Genomic DNA, 20,006 nt, shown 5'->3' with positions numbered 1-20,006 from the left:
TGGTGGGTCCGGCGCTCGCGCGACCGGGCATGGATCGTCTCGACCAGGGCGCCGTTCACCCCCAGGACACCTCAAGTATAGGTCCGACGGTAGACCTCGTCCGGGGCCGGGTCAAAGACATCCGCCGGAGCGGGAGCGTGTCGGACGGGGGCCGACCGACCGGCTCAGAAGTCCTCGGGATCCACGTTGTCCAGGAAGTCCCGGAACTGCTGGACCTGGGTCTCCGGGGGCACCGGCGGCTCGTCCGGGCCGGCCTTGGGCGGCGGCTCGCGCAGCTCGCCGTCGGCGCTCATCACCAGGCCGGCCTCGTCGAGCACCGTCTCGGTGCACATGATCGGGCAGTCGGTCCGTGCGGCCAGGGCGATCGCGTCCGAGGCGCGGGAGTCCACGACCGTCCCGTCGGAGAACTCGAGGGCGGCGTGGAAGACGCCCTCGTCCACCGTGTGGATGCGCACCTGGGTCAGGGTGCGGCCGAACGCGGTGGCCACGGACAGCACGAGGTCGTGCGTGAGGGGGCGCGGCGGGTCGATGCCCTGCACGGCGAAGACGATGGACGTGGCCTCGTTCGTGCCGATCCAGATCGGCAGGTGCCGGCCGCCCTCGACCTCGCGCAGCACCACAACCGGCTGCGCGGAGGGGACGTCCATGCGGACCCCCGCGATCTCCATCAGGACCTGCTGCACGGCCATCTCAGCCCTCCACGGCGGCGCGCTCCTGGAGCGCGGCGATCTCCGACCTCACGAGGGAGGTGTGGATGGTCAGGCACAGCCCCGAGATCTCCTGGGCGCGCTCCACGGCCCGTGCCCGCGAGGCGGGGTCCCGCCGGGAGGCCAGGGGCGCCACGGCCCGCTCCACGAGGCCGAGCTCGCGGTCGGCGGCGGCCTTGAACGGGCGCAGGTGCCGAGGCTCCAGGCCGTGGGCGGTCAGGGCCAGGGCGGCGCGGGTGATGGCGAGGGCGTGGTCGTCGAAGACCCCGTCCTGCTCCCGGATCAGCCCGTAGCTCACCAGCTCGCGCACGAGCGGGACGCCGGCGCCGGTGCGGGCGGCCAGCTCCCTCAGGTTGTAGGTGCGGGCCGGGGAGACCGTGGGGGCCGTCACCGGTGCCGGGTGCTCGGGGGCGCGCCGGTCGCCGTCGGCGACGCGGGTGTCCTCGTCGGCGTCGAGCCGCTCGCGGATGACCTTCAGCGGCAGGTACCTGTCCCGCTGCATCTCCAGGATCCGGCGCAGGCGGTCGATGTCCGTGCGGGAGAACTTGCGGTAGCCGGAGGCGGTGCGGGCCGGGTGCACGAGGCCCTTGTCCTCCAGGAAGCGCAGCTTGGACGCCGTGATGCCGGGGTGGTCCCCGGCGAGCTCCTTGAGGACGGCGCTGATCCCCACCCGGGGCTCGTGCGCGACGTCGTTCCGGGGCGGGGTGGTCTCCGCGTGGTCGGTCATGGCCCCCTTCTACTGGCCCGACTGCGGGCGCAGCGAACGGTAGAACGTGAAGCGGAACTTGCCGATCTGGACCTCGTCGCCGTTGTCCAGGACGGCGCTGTCCACCCGGTCCCCGTTCACGTAGGTGCCGTTGAGGGAGCCCGAGTCGACGATCTCGAAGGTGTCGCCGCGGCGCACGAAGCGGGCGTGGCGGCGGGAGACGGTGACGTCGTCCAGGAAGATCTCGGAGGAGGGGTGGCGCCCGGCCGGCACCTCGTCCTGGTCGAGGAGGAAGCGGGAACCGGCGCCGGCGCCGTCGTGGGCGACCAGCAGGGCCGTGCGGGGCGGCAGTGCCGAGACCGCCGCGTTCTCCTCCGCCGAGAGCTTGTGGGAAGCGGCGTTCGCGAGCACCTCGGCCACGATCTGGATCGACGTGGTCTCCGGCTCTCCCATGGGTGCGTTCGTGCCGTGGCGGTGTGTGGACATCTCTTCCCTCGACTGGTGGCGTGATGGATGACGGACCTGTGGGCCCCGACCGCGCGACCGCCTGTTCGGCGGTGTCCGGGCGGCGGTCGGAGCCACCCGGTGCCATTCAGTGTACCGGGTGGGGCCGACGGGGAAGCGGCCGGGGACACGCCCCGGGCCGTGCGGGGACCGGTGCGCGACCGGCGGTCTCAGCCGAGCTGGGCCGCGTAGCCCTCGGCGTCGAGCAGGCCGGAACGGTAGTCGTCCGAGGAGGGCCGGACCTCGAAGAGCCAGCCGTCCTCGTAGGGCGAGGAGTTCACGACGGCGGGCTCGTCCTCGAGCCGCTCGTTGACCGCGACGACCTCCCCGGAGACGGGGGCGAAGATGTCGCTGACCGACTTGGTGGACTCGATCTCGCCGACGGCGGCGCCCGCCTCGACCGTCTCGCCGACCTGCGGGAGCTGGACGAAGACCACGTCTCCCAGCTCGCCCTGCGCGTGGTCGGTGATCCCGATCCGCACGGACCCCTCGGCGCCCGGGGCGGCGATCCACTCGTGCTCGGCCGTGTAGGAAAGGTCGGCGGGGATGTTGCTCATGAGTCACTCCTGGTCGTGCGGGTGCGGTCGGCTCGATTATGGCACAGGGCGGGCCGGGGACGGCCGACCCCGCGCGTCGTCTACCGGGCCCGCGACCACGCGTCGATCTCCGCGCGCAGGGCCCGCTTGCGCTCCTCCGTCGCGAAGGAGGCGTCCACGGAGTTGCGCGCCAGGGTCTCGGCCTGCTCGTCGGTGAGCCCGAGCGCGTCGCGCAGGCCCTGGAAGTTGTCGCCGACGTAGCCGCCGAAGTAGGCGGGATCGTCGGAGTTGACGCTCACGAACAGCCCCAGCTCGAGCATCCGCAGCACCGGGTGGTCGGCGAGCTCGCCGACGACGCGCAGCCGCACGTTGGAGAAGGGGCACACGGTGAGCGGCACGCGCTCCGCGACGAGCCGCTCCACGAGCGCGGGGTCCTGCAGGCACTGGATGCCGTGGTCGACGCGCTCGACCCGCAGCACGTCGAGGGCCTCCCGCACGTAGTCCGGCCCGGCCTCCTCCCCCGCGTGGGCCACGACGTGCAGGCCGGCGGCGCGGGCGCGGTCGTAGACCTCCGCGAACAGGGCGGGCGGGTGACCGACCTCGGCCGAGTCGAGGCCGATCCCGTCGATCCTCCCCAGCTGGTCCCCCAGCGACTCGAGCAGGGCCAGGGCCTCGGCGGCGGGCCGGTCGCGCAGGAAGCACATCACCAGCGTGCTGGTGATCCCGAGCTCGGCGCGGGCGGCGTCGAGGGCGGTGCGGATGCCGGTGATCACGGCCTCGACCGGGACGCCGCGGGAGACGTGCGCCTGGGGGTCGAAGAAGACGTCGACGTGGCGCAGGCCCTGCGCGGCGGCACGCCGCAGGTAGGCCGCGGTGAGGGCCTCGAAGTCCGCGGCCTCGCGCAGGACGGACATCGTGGCGTAGTAGAGGTCGAGGAAGGAGGAGAGGTCCTCGAAGTCGTACTGGCGGCGCAGCTCCTCCACCGATCCGTGCGGCAGCTCCACGCCGTTCTTCGCGGCGAGCTCGAGCGCGAGCTCCGGTTCCAGCGTGCCCTCGATGTGCAGGTGCAGCTCCGCCTTGGGCAGCGTGTACAGATCCTTCAACTCCGGTGCTCCTTCCCGGTCCGGCTCCGGGGCCGGAGCGCTCACGTCCCGAGCAGTGTATGCGCCCCTGCCGGGACCCGCCGGGGAGGTCGCCGTGGTGCTGCAGGTGCTCCTCGTCGTCCAGGTCTTCTTCATGGGCCTCGGCTGGGGAGGGTGGTCCCACTCCCTCGCGCTGCTCCAGGGGCTCGCCGGGCTGGTGCTGATCGTGTGGCCGGCGCAGCGGCGGAGGTTCGCGGCCCTCGCCGTTCCCGTGGGCTCGGCCGTCCTGACCGGGGGCCTCCTCGCCCTGGGGCTGGCGGTGTCGGCGCTGACCGAGTGCAGCGCCGCCGAGCGGGACGCGGCCGCGGAGCTGGCCGGGCCCGAGGGGCAGGAGGTGGAGCTCACCGGGAGCATGGACCAGGGGTGCTACGCGGACTTCACCACAGGTCTCTCGCGCCAGGAGCTCGCCGCGCACTACGAGCGGGAGTTCGCGGCCCACGGGTGGGAGACCGGCCCTGCCGGAGGGGTCGAGGTCGCCCGGGCACGGAAGGGCGACGTCATGGTCTTCATGGAGTGGTGGCAGGAGATGCCGGCGGATCCGCCGCGCGTCCGGCTCTCCGTGGCCGACGACGTCCCGTACCGCTGACCCGGCGCGGTCCGCGCCGGGCACGGCGAAGGCCGGTGGGCCGTGTCTCCACGGTCCACCGGCCTCGATCGGTCGGGCTGACAGGATTTGAACCTGCGACCCCTTGACCCCCAGTCAAGTGCGCTACCAAGCTGCGCCACAGCCCGATGTGCTCAGTCCGTTGCCGCCCTGAGCACTCGCATCACATTACAGCAACCTCCGGCGGAATTCATCTCGGCGGGCGGCTCAGCGCTTCCGGCTCCGCTTCTCGCGCACGCGCATGGACACCTCGATGGGGGTGCCCTCGAAGCCGAAGGTCTCCCGCAGCCGGCGGGTGATGAAGCGCCGGTAGCCGGGGTCGAGGAACCCGGTGGTGAACAGCACGAACCGCGGCGGCCGGGAGGACGCCTGGGTGCCGAAGAGGATGCGGGGCTGCTTGCCGCCGCGCACGGGGTGCGGGTGGGCGGCCACGATCTCGCCGAGGAAGGCGTTGAGCCGGCCGGTGGGGATGCGGCTGTCCCAGGACTCGAGCGCCGTCTCGAGGGCGGGCACGAGCTTGTCCTTGTGCCACCCGGTCTTCGCGGAGACGTTCACGCGCGGGGCCCAGGCCACGTGGGCGAGGTCCCGGTCGATCTCGCGCTCCAGGTAGAAGCGGCGGTCCTCGTCCATGAGGTCCCACTTGTTGAAGGCGAGCACGAGGGCCCGTCCGGAGTCGATGGCCATCTGGAGGATGCGCACGTCCTGCTCCGAGAGCACCTCGTCCGCGGCCAGCAGCACCACGGCCACCTCGGCGCGCTCCAGGGCGGCCTGGGTGCGCAGGGAGGCGTAGAAGTCGGCGCCCTGCGCCATGTGCACGCGGCGGCGGATGCCGGCGGTGTCGATGAACCGCCAGGGCTTGCCGCCGAGCTCGATCAGCTCGTCGACGGGGTCGCGCGTGGTGCCCGCGAGGGGGTCGACGACGACGCGCTCGGAGCCGGCGAGCTTGTTCAGCAGCGAGGACTTGCCCACGTTGGGCCGCCCGATCAGGGCCACGCGGCGGGGGCCGCCGGTCAGCTCGGTCTCGGCGACGGCGGAGAACTCGGGGAGCACCTCCATGACCGCGTCCAGGACGTCGGCCGCGCCGCGCCCGTGGAGGGCGGAGACGGGGTGCGGCTCCCCCATGCCGAGGGACCACAGGTAGGTGGCCTCCACCTCGAGCTGCGGGGAATCGACCTTGTTTGCGACGAGGATCACCGGCTTCTTGACCTTGCGCAGCATCTTCACGATGGCCTCGTCGGCGGCGGTCACGCCCACGGTCGCGTCCAGGACGAGCAGGACGGCGTCGGCGTACTGGACGGCCAGCTCCGCCTGCTCGGCGACCCGGGCGTTGATCCCCTTGGCGTCGAACTCCCAGCCGCCGGTGTCCACGAGGGTGAAGTTCCGCCCGTTCCACGTGGCCCGGTAGGACACGCGGTCGCGGGTCACGCCGGGGGTGTCCTCCACGACGGCCTCGCGGCGGCCGAGGATCCGGTTGACCAGGGTGGACTTGCCCACGTTGGGACGGCCCACGATCGCGAGCACGGGCGCGGGACGCCGGACCGGGGCCCGGTCCTCGCCCTCGGACCACTCGGCGAGCAGGGCCGCGTCCTCCTCGTCGAGCTCGTAGTCCTCGAGTCCGGCCCGCAGGACCTTGGCGCGCTGCTCGGCCTCGGTGTCGTCGATGGCCGCGAGGCGCTCGGCGACGTCGTCCGTGGTGCCGCCGAGGATCTCGTCCTCGTACGGGTCGTGGGCGGGGTTCTCGGGGTTGCCGGTCATGGCTGTCCTTCGCTGGGCCGGGAGCGGCCGGTCGTGGTGCGGGAAAAGGTGGGGGGCGGCCTCGCGGCCAGTCTAGGCGGGGCGTCCGGCGGCCCGGACGACGACGTCGATGACGGCCTGGACCGTCTGCTCCACGGTGAGGTCCGAGGAGTCGATGGTCACGACGCCGTCCGCGGCCTCGGTGAAGTTCACGATCGTGGAGTCCTTGGCGTCGCGGCCGACGACCTGCTGGTGGAGCTGCTCGGCGTCCGGGGTCCCGCCGTTCTGCAGGCCGCGGCGGGCCATCCGGGCCCGCTCGTCGGCGGTGAGGAGGATCCGGGCGTGGGCGTCGGGGGCCACGACGGTGGTGATGTCCCGGCCCTCGGCGACGATCCGCCGTCCGCTGCGGGCGATCACCTCCTGCTGGCGGGCCACCAGGGCGGCCCGGGCGGCAGGGTTCGTGGCCACGGCGCTGACGGACTCGGTGACGCGGGCCCCGCGGATCTCCTCGCCGACGTCGGTGCCGGCCACGAGGACCGACTCGCGGTCCGGGTCGGTGCCCTGGTCGAGGGGCAGCTCGCGGGCCGCGTCGGCCACGGCGGCGGCGTCGGCCAGGTCGACGCCGCGGTCCAGGCACCACCAGGTCAGGGCCCGGTACATCGCGCCGGTGTCGAGGTAGGCGAGGCCGAAGCGGCGGGCCACCTCCTTGGAGACGCTGGACTTCCCGGACCCGGAGGGACCGTCGACGGCGACGACCAGCTGGTCCCGCCCGCGGACGGCGCCGGCCGGCGTGCCCGCGGCGGTGTGCGCGGCGTCCGTCCCGGCGCCGGTTCCCGTGTTCGTTCCGGTGTTCACTGCACGACCTTCCATCCGCGCTCCTGGAGCGCCTCGACGAGTTCCTTGCGGCGGTTGGGCAGGACCGAGACCTCCGCGAGGCCCACGGGCTGGCCCGGGGAGTGCTCGAGGCGCAGGTCCTCGAGGTTGACGCCGATCTCCCCGATCTCGGTGAGCAGCCGGGCGAGCTGCCCGGGGACGTCGCCCACGAGGACGGTCAGGGTCGCGAACGCGCGCGGCGCGCCGCCGTGCTTGCCCGGGATGCGGGCCTGGCCGGCGTTGCCCTCGGCGATCAGCTGGGCGATGTCCAGCCGCGCGCCCGGCGCCCGGGGCGCCTCGAGGGTGGCGATCAGCCGGTCGAGGTCCTGGCGGACCCCGTGCAGGGAGGCCACGACGGGGGCCGCGTTCGCGGAGAGGATCTGCACCCACAGGTTGGGGTCGGACGCCGCGATCCGGGTGGTGTCCCGCAGCCCCTGTCCCGCGAGCGAGAGGTGGTGGGGCGGGGTGTCCTGCAGCCGCGAGGCCAGGAGGGAGGACATGACCTGCGGCAGGTGGGAGATCAGCGCCACCGTGGCGTCGTGCTCGCGGGCGTCCATGAACGTGACGGTCGCCCCGAGGTCCACGGCGAGGTTCTTCGCCGCCGCGAGCGCGGCCGGCGAGGACCGCCCCGAGTCGCACACGACCCACGGCATCGAGGTGAACAGCTCGCCGCGGGCGGCGACGGGCCCGGACTTCTCCCGCCCGGCCATCGGGTGGGTGCCCACGTACCGGGTGAGGTCCGCGCCCTGGGCGCGGACCTCCTCGAGCACCGACTCCTTGACGGAGGCGATGTCCACGACCACGGCGCCCGGGTGGGCGCGCAGCGCCTCGACCACGGTCTGCGCGGTGACGTCGGGCGGGGTGGCGACGACGACGAGGGCCGGCTCCGGCACCCGGCCCTCCCCCGCCGCGCGGCAGGAGCGGCCGGCGCCGATGTCCTGGGCCACGGCCTCGGCGGTCGGCGAGGAGTCCCGCAGCCAGACCTCCACGCCGAGGTGGCGCAGGCCCAGCCCGATGCTGGCGCCGAGCAGGCCGGCGCCGATCACGAGGACCGGGCCGGCGGTGGCGGCGGGCGTGGGGGTCTCCGTCACGGGGCCTCCCTACATCCCGACCGAGGCGAGGAGGTGCCCGACCTCGGTCCTGGAGAGCTTGCGGATCGTGCCCTGGCGCTGGTCCCCGATCCGGATGGGGCCCACCTGGGTGCGCACGAGCTTCTCGACGGGGTGGCCGACGGCCTCGAAGAGCCGCCGGACGATGCGGTTGCGCCCGGAGTGCAGGACGACCTCGACCAGGATGTGGCCGGGGGTGGAGTCCACGAGCCGGAAGGAGTCGACGGAGGCCATGCCGTCCTCGAGCTGGATGCCGGCCTTCATGGCCGCGCCGACGCCCTTCTCCATGGGCCCGCGCACCTGCACGAGGTACGTCTTGGGCACCTCGTAGGAGGGGTGGGTGAGCCGGTTGGTGAGCTCGCCGTCGTTGGTCAGCAGCAGCAGGCCCTCGGTCTCCACGTCGAGCCGGCCCACGTGGAAGACGCGCTCGTTCTTGCGGTGGTCCAGGTAGTCCGCGACGCACGGGCGGCCCTCGGGGTCCTCCATGGTGGACAGGACGCCCTCGGGCTTGTTGAACGCGTAGTAGACGAGGTTCTCGTCGAGCTGGACGCGGATGCCGTCCACGTGGATCTCCGCGGTGGCGGGGTCCACCCGCACCCCGAGCTCGGTGACGGTCTCGCCGTTGACCTGCACGCGCCCGGCCTCGATCATCTCCTCGCACACGCGGCGCGAGGCCACGCCGGCCTGGGCCATGAGCTTCTGCAGGCGCACGCCGTCGGGGTCGTGCTGGTCGAGCCGGTCGACCGGCGGGTTGGTGGGCCGGCGCTTGCGGTGCGGCGGGCGCCAGGGCGTGGCCGGCATGCGGCGGGCGCTCCGCTCGGAGGACGCGAAGGGACGGGGGCCCTGGTCCTGCGCGGCGCCGGGGCCCTTGGCCGCGGCGGGGCCCTTGCCGGCCCCGCCCCTGCCGCCCGCGGCGCCCTTGGTGCCGAAGGAGCCCTTGGCCCCGCCGGCGCGTGCCGAGCCCTTGGCCCCGCCGGCGCCTGCCGAGCCCTTGGGCCCGTAGGAGCCCTTGGCTCCGCCGGCGCCCTTGGCGGAGCCGGCCGCGCCGCGGCCGGTCTGCCCGCCGGAGGCCTTGCGGGCGCCCTGGGCGCCGGGACCGCGGCGTCCGCCGGGCCCGGGGCGTCCGGATGATGATCGTGAAGTGGCCATGGTGGTGTCTCAGTCCTCGTAGTCGTCGAGTTGGTCGATGCCCGGCAGGTGGGGGGCGATCTCGGGGAGTTCGTCGAGCGAGCCGATGCCCATCTTCTCCAGGAAGAACGCTGTGGTGCCGTAGAGCACGGCGCCGGACTCGCCGTCCCGCTCGAGCTCTCGGACGAGCCCGCGCTGCACGAGGGTGCGCACCACGCCGTCGACGTTCACCCCGCGGATCGCGGAGATCCGTCCTCGGCTCACGGGCTGGCGGTACGCCACGACGGCCAGTGTCTCCAGGGCCGCCTGGGACAACCGGGCGGTCTGTCCCTCCGCGACGAACGCGGAGACGACAGGGGCGAACTCGCTGCGGGAGTAGATCCGCCACCCCGCGCCGGTGCTGCGCAGCTCGAAGCCGCGCGGCTCCAACGTTCCATCATACCCCGGATCCGCGGGTCGTCCGTCGTACTCGGCGCGCAGCCGGTCGAGGACCCGCTGGACGGAGGCCACGGGCACCACCAGGGCGGCGGCGAGCGCGTGCTCGCCGACGGGCTCGTCGGCGGCCATCAGGATCGCCTCCACGGCCGCCTTCAGCCCGCCGGGCAGCGCCTCGACGTCGGGCCCGACCGGGTCCTCGCGGTCCGGGGCGCTCACGCGGGGACCCCCGCCGGGAGCGGTGCCGGGAGGGGCTCGGGGGCGTCGTCGGCGAGCCGGTCGGCGCTCCACCCGGCGTCCCCGCCGGTCCACAGGACGGTGAGCTCCCCGAGGGGGCCCTCCTGGACGAGGTCGACGACGGCGTCGCGGTACATCTCCAGCAGCGCGAGGAAGCGCACGACCACCACGAGCATGGACGCCGCGTCGGCGACGAGGCCGCGGAACCCGTGCGGCCGCCCGTCCGCGAGGACGCCGGCGAGGACCTCGGCCTCGTCGCGCACGGTCACGGCCGCCCCGTGCAGGTGGTCGACGCCCACCTCGGCCGGGGCCCCGGGCCTGGCCTCGAGCACGGCGCGGGCGATCCGGGCGAACTGCCCGGGGGTGGTGCGCCAGTCGAGCTCGGGGAGGGCGGCGGCCGCCTCCGGGTCCAGCGGCACGGAGCGGGGGAAGCGCGCGGACTCGGCGCGCAGGCGCTCGTCGAGGATCCCGGCCACCTCCTTGAAGGCCTTGTACTGGAGCAGCCGGGCGAAGAGCAGGTCGCGGGCCTCGAGCAGGGCGACGTCCTCCTCGTCGTCGACCTCCCCCCGCGGGAGCAGCCGGGCGGCCTTGAGGTCGAGCAGGGTCGCGGCGACCACCAGGAACTCGCTGGCCTCGTCGAGGGCGCGGGCGGAGCCGACCTCCTGCAGGGCGCGCGCGTACTGCAGGAACTCGTCGGTCACCGTGGCCAGCGCGACCTGGGTGATGTCCATCTCGTGCTTGGCGATCAGCGAGAGCAGGACCTCGAAGGGCCCGGCGAAGTTCTCGAGCCGCACGGCGAAGCCCCCGGGTCCGTCGGACACCGGGAGCTCCTCGGGGTGCATCAGGGCGCGCCGCCGCGCGAGATCAGCTCCCGCGCCAGCCGGCGGTAGGACTCGGCGCCCTGGTGGGCCGTGGCGAAGGAGAGGATGGGCTCGGCGGCGACCGTGGCGTCGGGGAACTTCACCGTGCGCTTGATGACCGTGTCGAAGACCTTGTCCCCGAACGCGTCGACGATGCGGGCCATGACCTCCCGGGAGTGCAGGGTCCGGGAGTCGAACATGGTGGCGAGCACCCCGTCGATCTGCAGCCGCGGGTTGAGCCGGTCCTGCACCTTCTCGATGGAGTCCACGAGCAGGGCCACGGCGCGCAGGGCGAAGAACTCCGCGATGAGCGGGATGATCACGCCGTGGGCGGCGGTGAGGGCGTTGACGGTCAGCAGTCCCAGGGACGGCTGGCAGTCGATGATGATGACGTCGTAGTGCTCCTCGACCTTGCGCAGCGCGGAGGCCAGGACCTGCTCGCGGGCGACCTCGGTGACGAGCTGCACCTCGGCGGCGGAGAGGTCGATGTTGGCGGGCAGGAGGTCGACGTTCTCGACGTCGGTCTCCTGGACCACGTCCCAGACGTCCACGCTGCGGTCCATCATCACGTTGTAGACGGTCAGCTCGAGCTCGTGCGGGTTCGCCCCGAGCCCCGCGGAGAGCGCGCCCTGGGGGTCGAAGTCCACGAGCAGCACCTTGCGGCCCAGCTCCGCGAGGGCGGCGCCCAGGTTGATCGTGGACGTGGTCTTGCCGACGCCGCCCTTCTGGTTGACCATCGCGATGATCCGCGCGGGCCCGTGCTCGGTCAGCTCGGGGGGTTCCGGGAAGCTGCGGGCGGGTCGGCCGGTGAGACCCACGTCCCCCGCCGCGCCCTCGCCCGTCCCGGGGATCCTCTCGTCGCTTCGCTGGGTCACTCGTGGCACCGCTCTTTCGTTGGTAGGCGGGCCGTCCCGGGCACGCGGGCGGCCCGGGGCCGGTCCGGCCTGGGGTTTTCCTGGACTCGATCAGCTACCAGGGTACCGCCGCCGCCTGCCCGCCCCCGAATCCCGCGGGGACCGCGCGGCCCGAGGGATTCGGGGGCGGCCCGGAACGGCGGGAGCCGCCCGCGCCCGTCGGCGCCGGGCGGGGCACCGCGGGCGCGGGCCCCTCGACGCGGAGGACGGGACGGTCAGTGGGCCCGGCCCGCCGGGACGGCGGCGTCGACCACCTGCTCGGCCGCCTTCTCCTGGGTGACCGGGGCCTCGTGGTGGTGCGCGGTCATGGTGGTCTCGTCGAACTTGTCGTCGCCGGAGAGCACCCGCTCGACCTGGACCAGGTCCAGCTCGCGGGTCCACTTGCCGATCAGCAGCGTGGCCACGGCGTTGCCGGTGAAGTTGGTCAGGGCGCGAGCCTCGGACATGAACCGGTCGATGCCCACGATGATGCCCACGCCGTCCACGAGGTCGGGGCGGTGCGACTGCAGGCCGCCGGCCAGGGTCGCGAGCCCGGCGCCGGTGACGCCCGCGGCGCCCTTGGAGGCGATGATCATGAACACCAGCAGCGACACCTGCTCGCCGATGGCCAGCGGCGAGCCCATGGCCGAGGCCACGAACAGCGCGGCCATGGTCAGGTAGATGGCGGTGCCGTCGAGGTTGAAGGAGTAGCCCGTCGGGACGGTCACGCCGACCACCGGCTTGGAGACGCCCACGTGCTCCATCTTGGCGATCAGCCGCGGCAGGGCGGCCTCGGAGGAGGAGGTGGAGAAGATCAGCAGGTACTCACGGGCCAGGTACTTCATGAGCCGGAAGATGTTCACGCCGGTGACCAGCTTCAGCAGCCCGCCCAGGACCACGACGATGAAGAGGATGCAGGTGACGTAGAAGGCGATCATCAGGGTGGCCATGGACACGATGGCCTGCACGCCGGTCTCCCCGACGACGCCGGCGATGGCGCCGAAGGCGCCGATCGGCGCCACCCACATCACCATGATCAGGATCCGGAAGACCAGCGCCTGGATGTAGGAGACGGCCTTGAGCACCGGCTTGCCGGACTCGCCCATCTGCTGCAGGGCGAAGCCCACGATCAGGGCCACGAAGAGGGTCTGCAGGATGTTGCCCTCGGTCAGCGAGGACAGCAGCGTGGTGGGGATGATGCCCAGCAGGAAGCCGACCGTCCCCTCGCCCTCGCTGTGGCCGCCGGTCGGGACCTCGTACTCGGAGCCCTGGAGGTTCAGGCCCTCACCGGGGTGGATGAGGTTGCCGACGACGAGCCCGATGGCCAGGGCCACGGTGGACATGGCCATGAAGTAGGCCAGGGCCAGTCCGCCGACCTTGCCGACGGTGGCGGCCTTGGCGATGGAGCCGACGCCCAGGACGATGGTGCAGAAGATGATGGGGGCGATCATCATCTTGATCAGCGCGATGAACGCCGTGCCCACGGGCTTGAGCGACTGGGCGAAGTCGGGGGCCACGAGGCCCAGCACGGCGCCGGCGACGACGGCGACGATCACGAAGATGTACAGGTAGTGCGTCCTGTCCTTCTTCTGCTTGGCGGGCCGCTGCGGCTCGACGGGTTCCCTGGCGACGGTGGTCATGCTTCTCCTCCGGGACGGTGGTTCGGTGGGACGTGCGCGGCCCCGGGTGCTCCGGGCTGCTGTGACGAGTCTCACCGCGGCACCGGCGCCGTGTCGCGTTGTGGTCATAATGGTCGTGACGCGGACCACAGACGCGCGTCACCGCACGGGAGGAGGGGCGCCGGCATGTCTCTGGCCAGGCGTTTCCTCGTGCTGCAGCTCGCGGTGGTCCTGCTGGTCACCGTGGCCGTCTCCCTGGTGCTCTTCGCGCACGAGCGGGACGCGGTCCTCGAGCGCGCCGAGGCCCAGACCCGGATGGCGAGCACGGCCCTCGCCGACGACCCCTACGTGCTGCAGGCCGCGCTCTCCGCGGACCCCACCACCGACCTGCAGCCGCTCACGGACCGGCTGCTGGCGGACACGGACCTCGACTTCGTGACGATCATGGCCCCGGACGGCACCCGGTGGACCCACCCCGTGCCCACCTCCGTGGGCGAGCCGTACCGCGGGGACCGGTCCCACGCCCTCGCCGGGGAGATCTGGACCAGCACCGAGCGGGGCACCCTCGGCCCGTCCGTGCGCACGATCGCCCCCGTCCGGGACGAGGACGGGGCGGTGGTGGCGCTCGTGGCCACGGGCGTCCTGCTCGACGCCCTGTCCCAGCGGGCGCTCGCCCAGCTGCCGGCCGTGCTGCTGGTCGGGGGGCTGCTGCTGGCCGCGTCCTCCGTCGTGGCCTGGCTGATGGCCAGGTACCTGGACGCCGCCACCCACGGCTGGGGGCCCGAGGAGCTCGCCCACGTGCACGCCCTGCACGACGCCGTCCTCAACGAGGCCACCGAGGGCCTCCTCCTCGTCGACGCCGACCGGCGGGTGCAGGTCGCCAACGCCCGGGCGCGCGAGCTGCTGGGCCTGCCGGCCCCGGGACCCGGCCAGGGCCCGGGGCGGCCCGCCCCGTCGGTCGCCGCGCTGGGCCTGCCCGAGGCGCTGGAGGCCGTGCTCCTGTCCGGGGCCGCCGTGCACGAGCAATGGGTCGTGGTCGGCGAGCGCACCCTCATCGTCTCGGCGCTGCCGGTGCGCGGCGGGACCGCGCGGCGGGGCATGGTGGTGATCCTGCGGGACCACACGGAGATCTCCCGGCTCTCCGGCGAGCTGCGGACCGCCACCACGATGGCCGCCGCGCTGCGGGCGCAGACCCACGAGCACGCCAACCGCATGCACACCGTGGTCTCCCTGCTGGAGCTCGGGCGCACCGGCGAGGCCCTGGACTTCGCCTCCGTCGACCTGGAGCGGACCCGCGGGCTGTCCGAGGACCTGGTCGAGCGCCTCGACGACCCCTTCCTCGCCGCCCTGCTCGTGGGCAAGACCGCGGCCGCGCACGAGCGCGGGGTGGAGCTCCACGTGGAGGTCGGCCCCGGCGTGCCGCGCCTGCCGGTCTCCCCCGCCGACCTCGTGACCCTGGTGGGCAACCTCGTGGACAACGCCGTCGAGGCGGCGGCGGCCAACGCCGCCCGGGTCCGCCCCGTCGTCGAGGTGGAGATCGCCCGGGCGGACGGGGCCGGGGACGGGGAGGCCGCCGGGGCCGTGACGATCACGGTCGCCGACACCGGGATGGGCGTCCCCGAGGACCTGGCCCGCGACATCTACGACCTCGGCGTCACCACGAAGGAGGCGGGCCCGGAGGGCCGCGGGGTCGGGCTCCACCTGGTCCGGGAGGTCGTCGCCCGGTGGGGCGCCCGCCTGGAGCACGCCAACGACGGCGGAGCGGTGTTCACCGTGACGGTCCCCGTGCCCGCCGCCGGCTCCCCGGGAGCCCCCGCGTGACGGGGGCCGTCCGCGTCCTCGTCGTCGACGACGAGCCGCTCACCGCCGCGTCCCACGCCGAGTACGTCCGCCGCTCCCCCGGCTTCGAGGTGGCCGCGACCGCCGTGTCCGGGCGCACCGCCGTGCAGGCCGTCCAGGCGGCGCGCCGGGCCGGGCGCCCCGTGGACCTCGTGCTGCTCGACGTCAACCTCCCGGACATGTCCGGCCTGGACGTCGCCCGCACCCTGCGCGCCCGGGGCGAGTCCGTGGACCTCCTCGTGGTCACGGCCCACCGCGACGTGGCGACGGTGCGGGAGGCGACGACCCTCGGCGTCGTCGGCTACCTCATCAAGCCCTTCACCTACGCCGTGTTCGAGGACAAGCTCGCCGCGTACCGGCGCTACCGGGGGCTGCTGGGCCGGGGCGGATCGGTCGGCCAGGAGGAGGTGGACCGCGCGTTCGCGGCGCTCGGCGAGAGCACCCGGCCGGCCGTCCCGAAGGGACTGTCCCCCACGACGCTCGACGCCGTCACGCAGCTGGTCCGCGCCGGCGGGTGGCTCTCCGCCGGGGAGGTCGCCGAACGCAGCACCCTGTCCCGGGTGACGGCCCGCCGCTACCTGGAGCACCTGGCCGACCGGGGGCTGGTGCACCGGCGCTCCCGCTACGGCACGCCCGGCCGCCCGGAGCTCGAGTACGGCTGGGCCGGTCAGGACGTCTCCCCCGCGCGCTGAGCGTGCGCGCCGTTCCCGTGCACCGGAGCCGGCGCACCGGACCCGCCCGGCCGCTGCCGGGCGGGCGGCGCAGTCAGGCGGGGCGGTCCGCGTCGGCGTCCGAGGCGGAGACCAGGCCGATCGCCGCCTCGGGGGTGGCGATCCGGAAGCTGAAGCTCTGCTCCAGGTAGAGGTGCACGGCGTCGCCCTCGTGCCGGTCGTAGCCCACGGAGAGGTCCTGGCCGGACTCGAACAGAAAGTCCCCGCCGCGCAGGCTCAGCACCACGCCCCCGTGGACCCCCGGCGCCCAGACGACGGGTCCGTCCTCGAGGATCTTGCGGACGTGGTCCCACATCGGGTACCCGCCGTGCTCGGCCGTCTCGATCACCTTGGCATAGGCGGCCGAGCCCAGGACGAGCGCGTAGGGCCCGCCCACGCCGTTCTCCAGGAGGGTGGTCACGGCCAGGGCGACCCGCTGGGGGTAGTCCTCGAAGTCGGGCACCCGCGGCACCGGAGGATGCGGGGACGCCGGGACGATGCCGGGAACACCGGCCTCCTCCCAGCCGTGGAAGATCGCCTGGTTCTCGGCCACGGCCATCCGGTGCGCGGCCCGGGCCAGGTCCCCCAGGTCCCGGTCGGCCGCCCCGCGGTCGGCGTCGAAGAGCTCCTGGCGGGAGACCGTGAACGGGACCCGGGCCTCGACGAGCGGCAGCACGCGCCGCCGCCGGGCCTCCAGGCCGTCGGCGGCGGCCAGGGCCTCGGTGCGGCCCAGGTTCGTGGCCGAGTGGGTCCAGCCGAGCGGGCCGGCGAAGTCCACGACCCGGCGGGCGGCGAGCGCCGGCGCCAGGCGGGTGCGCGCCTCCTCGTCGATCATGGCCCACGCGCCGTCCGGGAGCGGAGCCAGGGAGCGCAGCAGGTGGTCCCGTGCCACGGTCACCGCCCCCTCAGCGAGCCGATGCCGAGGGAGGACCCCGTGCCGGTGCCCGCCTCCGCCTCGCCGGTCGCGGCCTCGGCCGCCTCGCCGTGCGCGACGATGTCCCCGTCACGGAAGAGGACGCCGGCGGCGATCTCCCGCCACCGGGGCTTGCGCCGGAACAGGAACTCCAGCTCCATGCAGAAGTGCTTGTACTCCTCGCCCAGGGAGTCGAGCATGACGGCGCGGGCCGACTCGTCCCGCTCCAGGTCGAGCCGCTGCTCGTACCACCCGATGGCCTGCGCCTCCTCCGTGAGGTTGGCGCACATCCGGGCGAACGTCCGGGTCTCCTCGGACAGCTCGTCCGGAGGCTCGTGGTACTGGTCGAACCCCATGTCTGCTCCTCCCCCGAGGGCGTGGTGCGGTGCCGGGCGGTCCGGTCCGGGCACGGACCGGTGCGGCCCAAAGTACTCCTGATCGGCCCCGGTGAGCGGCGGGGGCGGTGCGCCGGGGCGAACTGTCACGGGTTCGTTGCCGTGCGTCGGAGCGTTACCGCACGCGCGGCGGGCGCAGCACCTCCTGGAGGGCGTCGAGCACGGAGGAGTCCTCGATGGTGGAGGGCACCGTGTACTGCTCCCCGTCGGCCATCTGCCGCATCGTCTTGCGCAGGATCTTGCCCGACCGAGTCTTGGGCAGGCCCTCCACGACCGCGACGTCCTTGAAGTCCGCGACCGCCCCGATGCGCTCCCGGACGAGGGCCACGAGTTCCGCCCTCAGCCGGTCCTCGGGGACGTCCACCCCGGCCTTGAGCACCACGTATCCGGCCGGGCGCTGCCCCTTGAGCGGGTCCGCCACGCCGATCACGGCGCACTCGGCGACGGCGGGGTGGGAGGCCAGCACCTGCTCCATCGCGCCGGTGGAGAGGCGGTGGCCCGAGACGTTGATGACGTCGTCCGTGCGGCCCATGACGTACACGTAGCCGTCCTCGTCGACGTAGCCGGAGTCGCCGGTCGCGTAGTAGCCCGGGAACGCGCTGAGGTAGGAGTCCACGTAGCGCCGGTCGTCCCCCCACAGGGTGGTCAGGGTGCCCGGCGGCAGGGGCAGGCGCAGGGCGATGTTGCCCTCCTCGCCCGGCCCCAGGGGCTGTCCGAGCGGGTCGAGGATCTCGACCCTGTAGCCGGGCACCGGCACGGACGGCGACCCCGCCTTGAGGGGCAGGCGCTCGATCCCGAACGGGTTGGCGCAGATCGCCCACCCGGTCTCCGTCTGCCACCAGTGGTCCACCACCGGCACGCCCAGGACGTCCGACGCCCAGCCGTACGTCTCCGGGTCCAGGCGCTCGCCGGCCACGAAGAGGGTCCGGAGGGAGCCGATGTCGTGCCGGCGGACGAGCTCGCCCTCCGGGTCCGCGCGGCGGATCGCGCGCAGGGCCGTGGGGGCGGTGAACAGCACCTTGACCCGGTGCTCCTCGACGCGCTGCCAGAACGCGCCGGCGTCCGGGGTGCCCACCGGCTTGCCCTCGTAGAGGACGGTCGTCGCCCCGGCCAGCAGCGGGCCGTAGACGATGTAGGAGTGGCCCACGACCCACCCCACGTCGGAGGCAGTCCACATCACCTCCCCGGGGCCGACGTCGTAGATGTTGCGCATGGACCAGGTCAGGGCCACCGCGTGCCCCCCGTTGTCCCGCACCACGCCCTTCGGCGTGCCGGTCGTGCCGGAGGTGTAGAGGACGTACAGCGGGTCGGTCGCCGCGACCGGCGCCGGAGCGGCGGGCTCGGCCCCCTCGAGGGCCTCCGCCCACGTGTGCCAGTCGACGGCGGGCTGCCCGTCCCGCCCGGCGCGCCCCCGGGCGTCCTCGACGGTGGTCTCGAAGCCCTCGCGCTCGTGCACCACCACCGCGGCCGGCTCGTGCTGTGCGATCCGCAGCGCCTCCTCGATCGCGGGGAGGTACTCGATCCGCCGCTTGGGCTCCACGCCGCCGGTCGTGGTCACCACGACCACCGGCCGCGAGTCGTCGATGCGGCTCGCCAGCTCCCGGGGCGCGAAGCCCCCGAAGACCACGGAGTGCACGGCGCCCAGCCGGGCGCACGCGAGCATGGCCACCGCGGCCTGGGGGATCATCGGCAGGTAGACGAGCACCCGGTCCCCCTTCCCCACCCCCAGGGCGGCGAGCGCCCCGGCGAACAGGGCCACCTCCTCGAGCAGCCGCGCGTAGCTGAAGCTCTCCCGGACGCCCAGGACCGCCGAGTCGTAGATCAGCGCGGTGCGCTCGCCGTGGCCGGCCTCGACGTGGCGGTCCAGGGCGTTGTAGCACGTGTTGAGCCGCCCGTCGGGGAACCAGCGGTAGAGCGGCGCCGCCGACTCGTCGAGGGCCACGGTGGGCTCCCGGACCCAGTCCACGGCGCGCGCGGCGTCCAGCCAGAACCCTGCCGGGTCCTGGACGCTGCGGCGGTAGACCTCCGCGTAGCCCTCCGTCCGCTGCTCCGTGGTGCCCTCGGATGCGTGCTGGTCACTGCTCATGGTTCCTCCCGGGCTGCGTGCCGCCGGTCGCCGGCGCTGCTCTTGTCCGCCAATCTAGTGGTGCAGGTCACACACGACAAGGGCAATGTATACATTGGTCACCGACGACAAAAGAAACCCACCAGAGGCCTCGCCCGCCCTGGGGTTTTGTGTATACACTGTCGGCACACTGTGACCCCGATCACCCGCCGACCAGGACAGGGCGCGACGGGGTCCCCCGAGGACGCGAAGGAGGGAGCCGTGCGAGCCAGCGACCGCGCGTACGAGGCCCTTCGGGCGGATATCGTCGAGTGGCGCCTGCTCCCCGGGCAGGTGCTCGGGGAGGTCGAGCAGTCGGAGCGCTTCGGCATCTCCCGCACGCCCATCCGCGAGGCGCTGAGCCGGCTCACCGCCGACGGTCTCGCAGAGGCGCACCGCGGCCGCGGCGTCGTCGTCTCCCAGGTCTCCCTCGATGACGTCCGGGCCCTCTTCGAGCTGCGGGAGGCGCTGGACTGCCAGGCGGCCAAGCTCGCGGCCCGGCGCCGGGACGCGACGCTCTTCGAGGGGCTCGCGGCCGAGCTCGAGGAGGTCGTGGCCCAGCTCCACGGCCCGGGCACGGACCGGGCCGGGTACTACGAGCTCGTGGAGCGGATGGACCGGGCCATCGACGACGCCGGCGCCAACCCGTACCTCACGGCCGCGCAGCGCTCCCTGCGCCTGCACCTGGCCCGGGTCCGCAAGCTCTCCCGCACCAACCCCGAGCGCCTGGCGCGCGCCGCCGCCGAGCACGCCCAGATCGCCCGTGCCATCGCCGAGGGCTCCGAGGAGCTCGCCGAGGCCGCGACCCGCGTGCACCTGGCGAACTCGCTGCAGGCCGTCCTCACGACCCCCGTCCGCGAGTGGGTCGACCCCGCGCCACCGCTCCGGCCCGCGCCTCCGCTGGAGGCCGCCGGCTGAGCCCGGCCCCCACCGGCCGCCCCGCATCCCACCCCCGACC

Annotated in this window: 20 protein-coding genes and 1 tRNA gene; 4 read left to right on the top strand and 17 right to left on the bottom strand. The window is 73.9% G+C overall.

Features of this window, described 5'->3' with window-relative positions:
• Positions 1-164 precede the first annotated feature (164 nt).
• From IEW07_RS13875 to IEW07_RS13855, 5 genes are all read right to left on the bottom strand, one after another.
• On the bottom strand, positions 165-689 hold the full coding sequence (locus IEW07_RS13875; RefSeq protein WP_188538236.1) for a bifunctional nuclease family protein: 525 nt from the start codon (positions 687-689) through the stop codon (positions 165-167).
• Between the two features lies 1 nt (position 690).
• Positions 691-1,434 carry a transcriptional regulator FtsR gene (ftsR, locus tag IEW07_RS13870; RefSeq protein ID WP_188538234.1) on the bottom strand — a complete coding sequence of 248 codons (744 nt, stop codon included), beginning with the start codon at positions 1,432-1,434 and terminating at the stop codon, positions 691-693.
• A gap of 9 nt (positions 1,435-1,443) precedes the next feature.
• Positions 1,444-1,866, bottom strand: a complete 423-nt coding sequence (locus IEW07_RS13865; RefSeq protein WP_229741857.1) for an FHA domain-containing protein — start codon at positions 1,864-1,866, stop codon at positions 1,444-1,446.
• A 221-nt stretch (positions 1,867-2,087) separates the two neighbouring features.
• Complete coding sequence (gene gcvH, locus IEW07_RS13860; RefSeq protein ID WP_188538230.1) at positions 2,088-2,474, bottom strand: glycine cleavage system protein GcvH; 387 nt, start codon at positions 2,472-2,474, stop codon at positions 2,088-2,090.
• Between the two features lie 80 nt (positions 2,475-2,554).
• Positions 2,555-3,556: an adenosine deaminase gene (locus IEW07_RS13855; RefSeq protein WP_229741856.1), complete on the bottom strand. Its 1,002-nt coding sequence runs from the start codon at positions 3,554-3,556 to the stop codon at positions 2,555-2,557.
• A 55-nt stretch (positions 3,557-3,611) separates the two neighbouring features.
• Here IEW07_RS13855 and IEW07_RS13850 point away from each other — a divergent pair, with 55 nt between their 5' ends.
• Complete coding sequence (locus IEW07_RS13850; RefSeq protein ID WP_188538329.1) at positions 3,612-4,181, top strand: hypothetical protein; 570 nt, start codon at positions 3,612-3,614, stop codon at positions 4,179-4,181.
• A 72-nt stretch (positions 4,182-4,253) separates the two neighbouring features.
• On the opposite strand, the gene IEW07_RS13845 is transcribed toward IEW07_RS13850, so the two are convergent.
• The 9 genes from IEW07_RS13845 to IEW07_RS13805 all read right to left on the bottom strand — a co-directional run bounded on the left by IEW07_RS13845 (position 4,254) and on the right by IEW07_RS13805 (position 13,108).
• A tRNA-Pro gene (locus IEW07_RS13845) sits at positions 4,254-4,327 on the bottom strand.
• Between the two features lie 79 nt (positions 4,328-4,406).
• Positions 4,407-5,954 (bottom strand): ribosome biogenesis GTPase Der, encoded by a 1,548-nt coding sequence (der, locus tag IEW07_RS13840; RefSeq protein ID WP_188538226.1) that lies wholly within the window; start codon positions 5,952-5,954, stop codon positions 4,407-4,409.
• 72 nt (positions 5,955-6,026) lie between these two features.
• The gene (cmk, locus tag IEW07_RS13835; protein WP_371870234.1) at positions 6,027-6,788 is read right to left on the bottom strand and encodes a (d)CMP kinase; all 762 of its coding nucleotides are present in this window, start codon (positions 6,786-6,788) and stop codon (positions 6,027-6,029) included.
• Positions 6,785-7,897 carry a prephenate dehydrogenase gene (locus tag IEW07_RS13830; protein WP_188538222.1) on the bottom strand — a complete coding sequence of 371 codons (1,113 nt, stop codon included), beginning with the start codon at positions 7,895-7,897 and terminating at the stop codon, positions 6,785-6,787. The genes cmk and IEW07_RS13830 overlap by 4 nt, the downstream gene beginning before the upstream one ends.
• Before the next feature lie 9 nt (positions 7,898-7,906).
• On the bottom strand, positions 7,907-9,064 hold the full coding sequence (locus tag IEW07_RS13825) for a pseudouridine synthase (protein ID WP_188538220.1): 1,158 nt from the start codon (positions 9,062-9,064) through the stop codon (positions 7,907-7,909).
• Between the two features lie 9 nt (positions 9,065-9,073).
• The gene (gene scpB, locus IEW07_RS13820; RefSeq protein ID WP_188538218.1) at positions 9,074-9,697 is read right to left on the bottom strand and encodes an SMC-Scp complex subunit ScpB; all 624 of its coding nucleotides are present in this window, start codon (positions 9,695-9,697) and stop codon (positions 9,074-9,076) included.
• Positions 9,694-10,557: a segregation and condensation protein A gene (locus tag IEW07_RS13815; RefSeq protein ID WP_188538216.1), complete on the bottom strand. Its 864-nt coding sequence runs from the start codon at positions 10,555-10,557 to the stop codon at positions 9,694-9,696. The genes scpB and IEW07_RS13815 overlap by 4 nt, the downstream gene beginning before the upstream one ends.
• Positions 10,557-11,450 carry a ParA family protein gene (locus IEW07_RS13810; protein ID WP_188538214.1) on the bottom strand — a complete coding sequence of 298 codons (894 nt, stop codon included), beginning with the start codon at positions 11,448-11,450 and terminating at the stop codon, positions 10,557-10,559. Before IEW07_RS13810 ends, IEW07_RS13815 begins: the two co-directional genes overlap by 1 nt.
• Before the next feature lie 254 nt (positions 11,451-11,704).
• A complete protein-coding gene (locus IEW07_RS13805) occupies positions 11,705-13,108 on the bottom strand; it encodes a cation:dicarboxylate symporter family transporter (protein ID WP_229741855.1) in 1,404 nt (467 codons plus the stop codon).
• Between the two features lie 165 nt (positions 13,109-13,273).
• On the opposite strand from IEW07_RS13805, the gene IEW07_RS13800 reads away from it, so the two are divergent.
• Positions 13,274-14,908 carry a sensor histidine kinase gene (locus IEW07_RS13800; RefSeq protein WP_188538211.1) on the top strand — a complete coding sequence of 545 codons (1,635 nt, stop codon included), beginning with the start codon at positions 13,274-13,276 and terminating at the stop codon, positions 14,906-14,908.
• Positions 14,905-15,618, top strand: a complete 714-nt coding sequence (locus tag IEW07_RS13795) for a response regulator (protein ID WP_188538210.1) — start codon at positions 14,905-14,907, stop codon at positions 15,616-15,618. Before IEW07_RS13800 ends, IEW07_RS13795 begins: the two co-directional genes overlap by 4 nt.
• A 73-nt stretch (positions 15,619-15,691) precedes the next feature.
• On the opposite strand, the gene IEW07_RS13790 is transcribed toward IEW07_RS13795, so the two are convergent.
• From IEW07_RS13790 to IEW07_RS13780, 3 genes are all read right to left on the bottom strand, one after another.
• Entirely contained in the window at positions 15,692-16,528 is an 837-nt protein-coding gene (locus IEW07_RS13790; RefSeq protein ID WP_188538208.1) for a family 1 encapsulin nanocompartment shell protein, read from the bottom strand.
• 2 nt (positions 16,529-16,530) lie between these two features.
• Positions 16,531-16,905 (bottom strand): ferritin family protein, encoded by a 375-nt coding sequence (locus IEW07_RS13785; RefSeq protein ID WP_188538206.1) that lies wholly within the window; start codon positions 16,903-16,905, stop codon positions 16,531-16,533.
• 154 nt (positions 16,906-17,059) lie between these two features.
• On the bottom strand, positions 17,060-19,030 hold the full coding sequence (locus IEW07_RS13780; RefSeq protein ID WP_188538204.1) for an AMP-binding protein: 1,971 nt from the start codon (positions 19,028-19,030) through the stop codon (positions 17,060-17,062).
• Between the two features lie 240 nt (positions 19,031-19,270).
• Between IEW07_RS13780 and IEW07_RS13775 the strand changes: the two genes are divergently transcribed.
• Positions 19,271-19,966, top strand: a complete 696-nt coding sequence (locus IEW07_RS13775; protein WP_188538202.1) for a GntR family transcriptional regulator — start codon at positions 19,271-19,273, stop codon at positions 19,964-19,966.
• Positions 19,967-20,006 lie beyond the last annotated feature (40 nt).

This window comes from Kocuria dechangensis (assembly GCF_014636775.1).
Classification (GTDB): domain Bacteria; phylum Actinomycetota; class Actinomycetes; order Actinomycetales; family Micrococcaceae; genus Kocuria; species Kocuria dechangensis.
The sequence above is the reverse complement of the archived record's forward strand: the minus strand, read 5'-3'. Positions and strand labels throughout refer to the sequence as shown.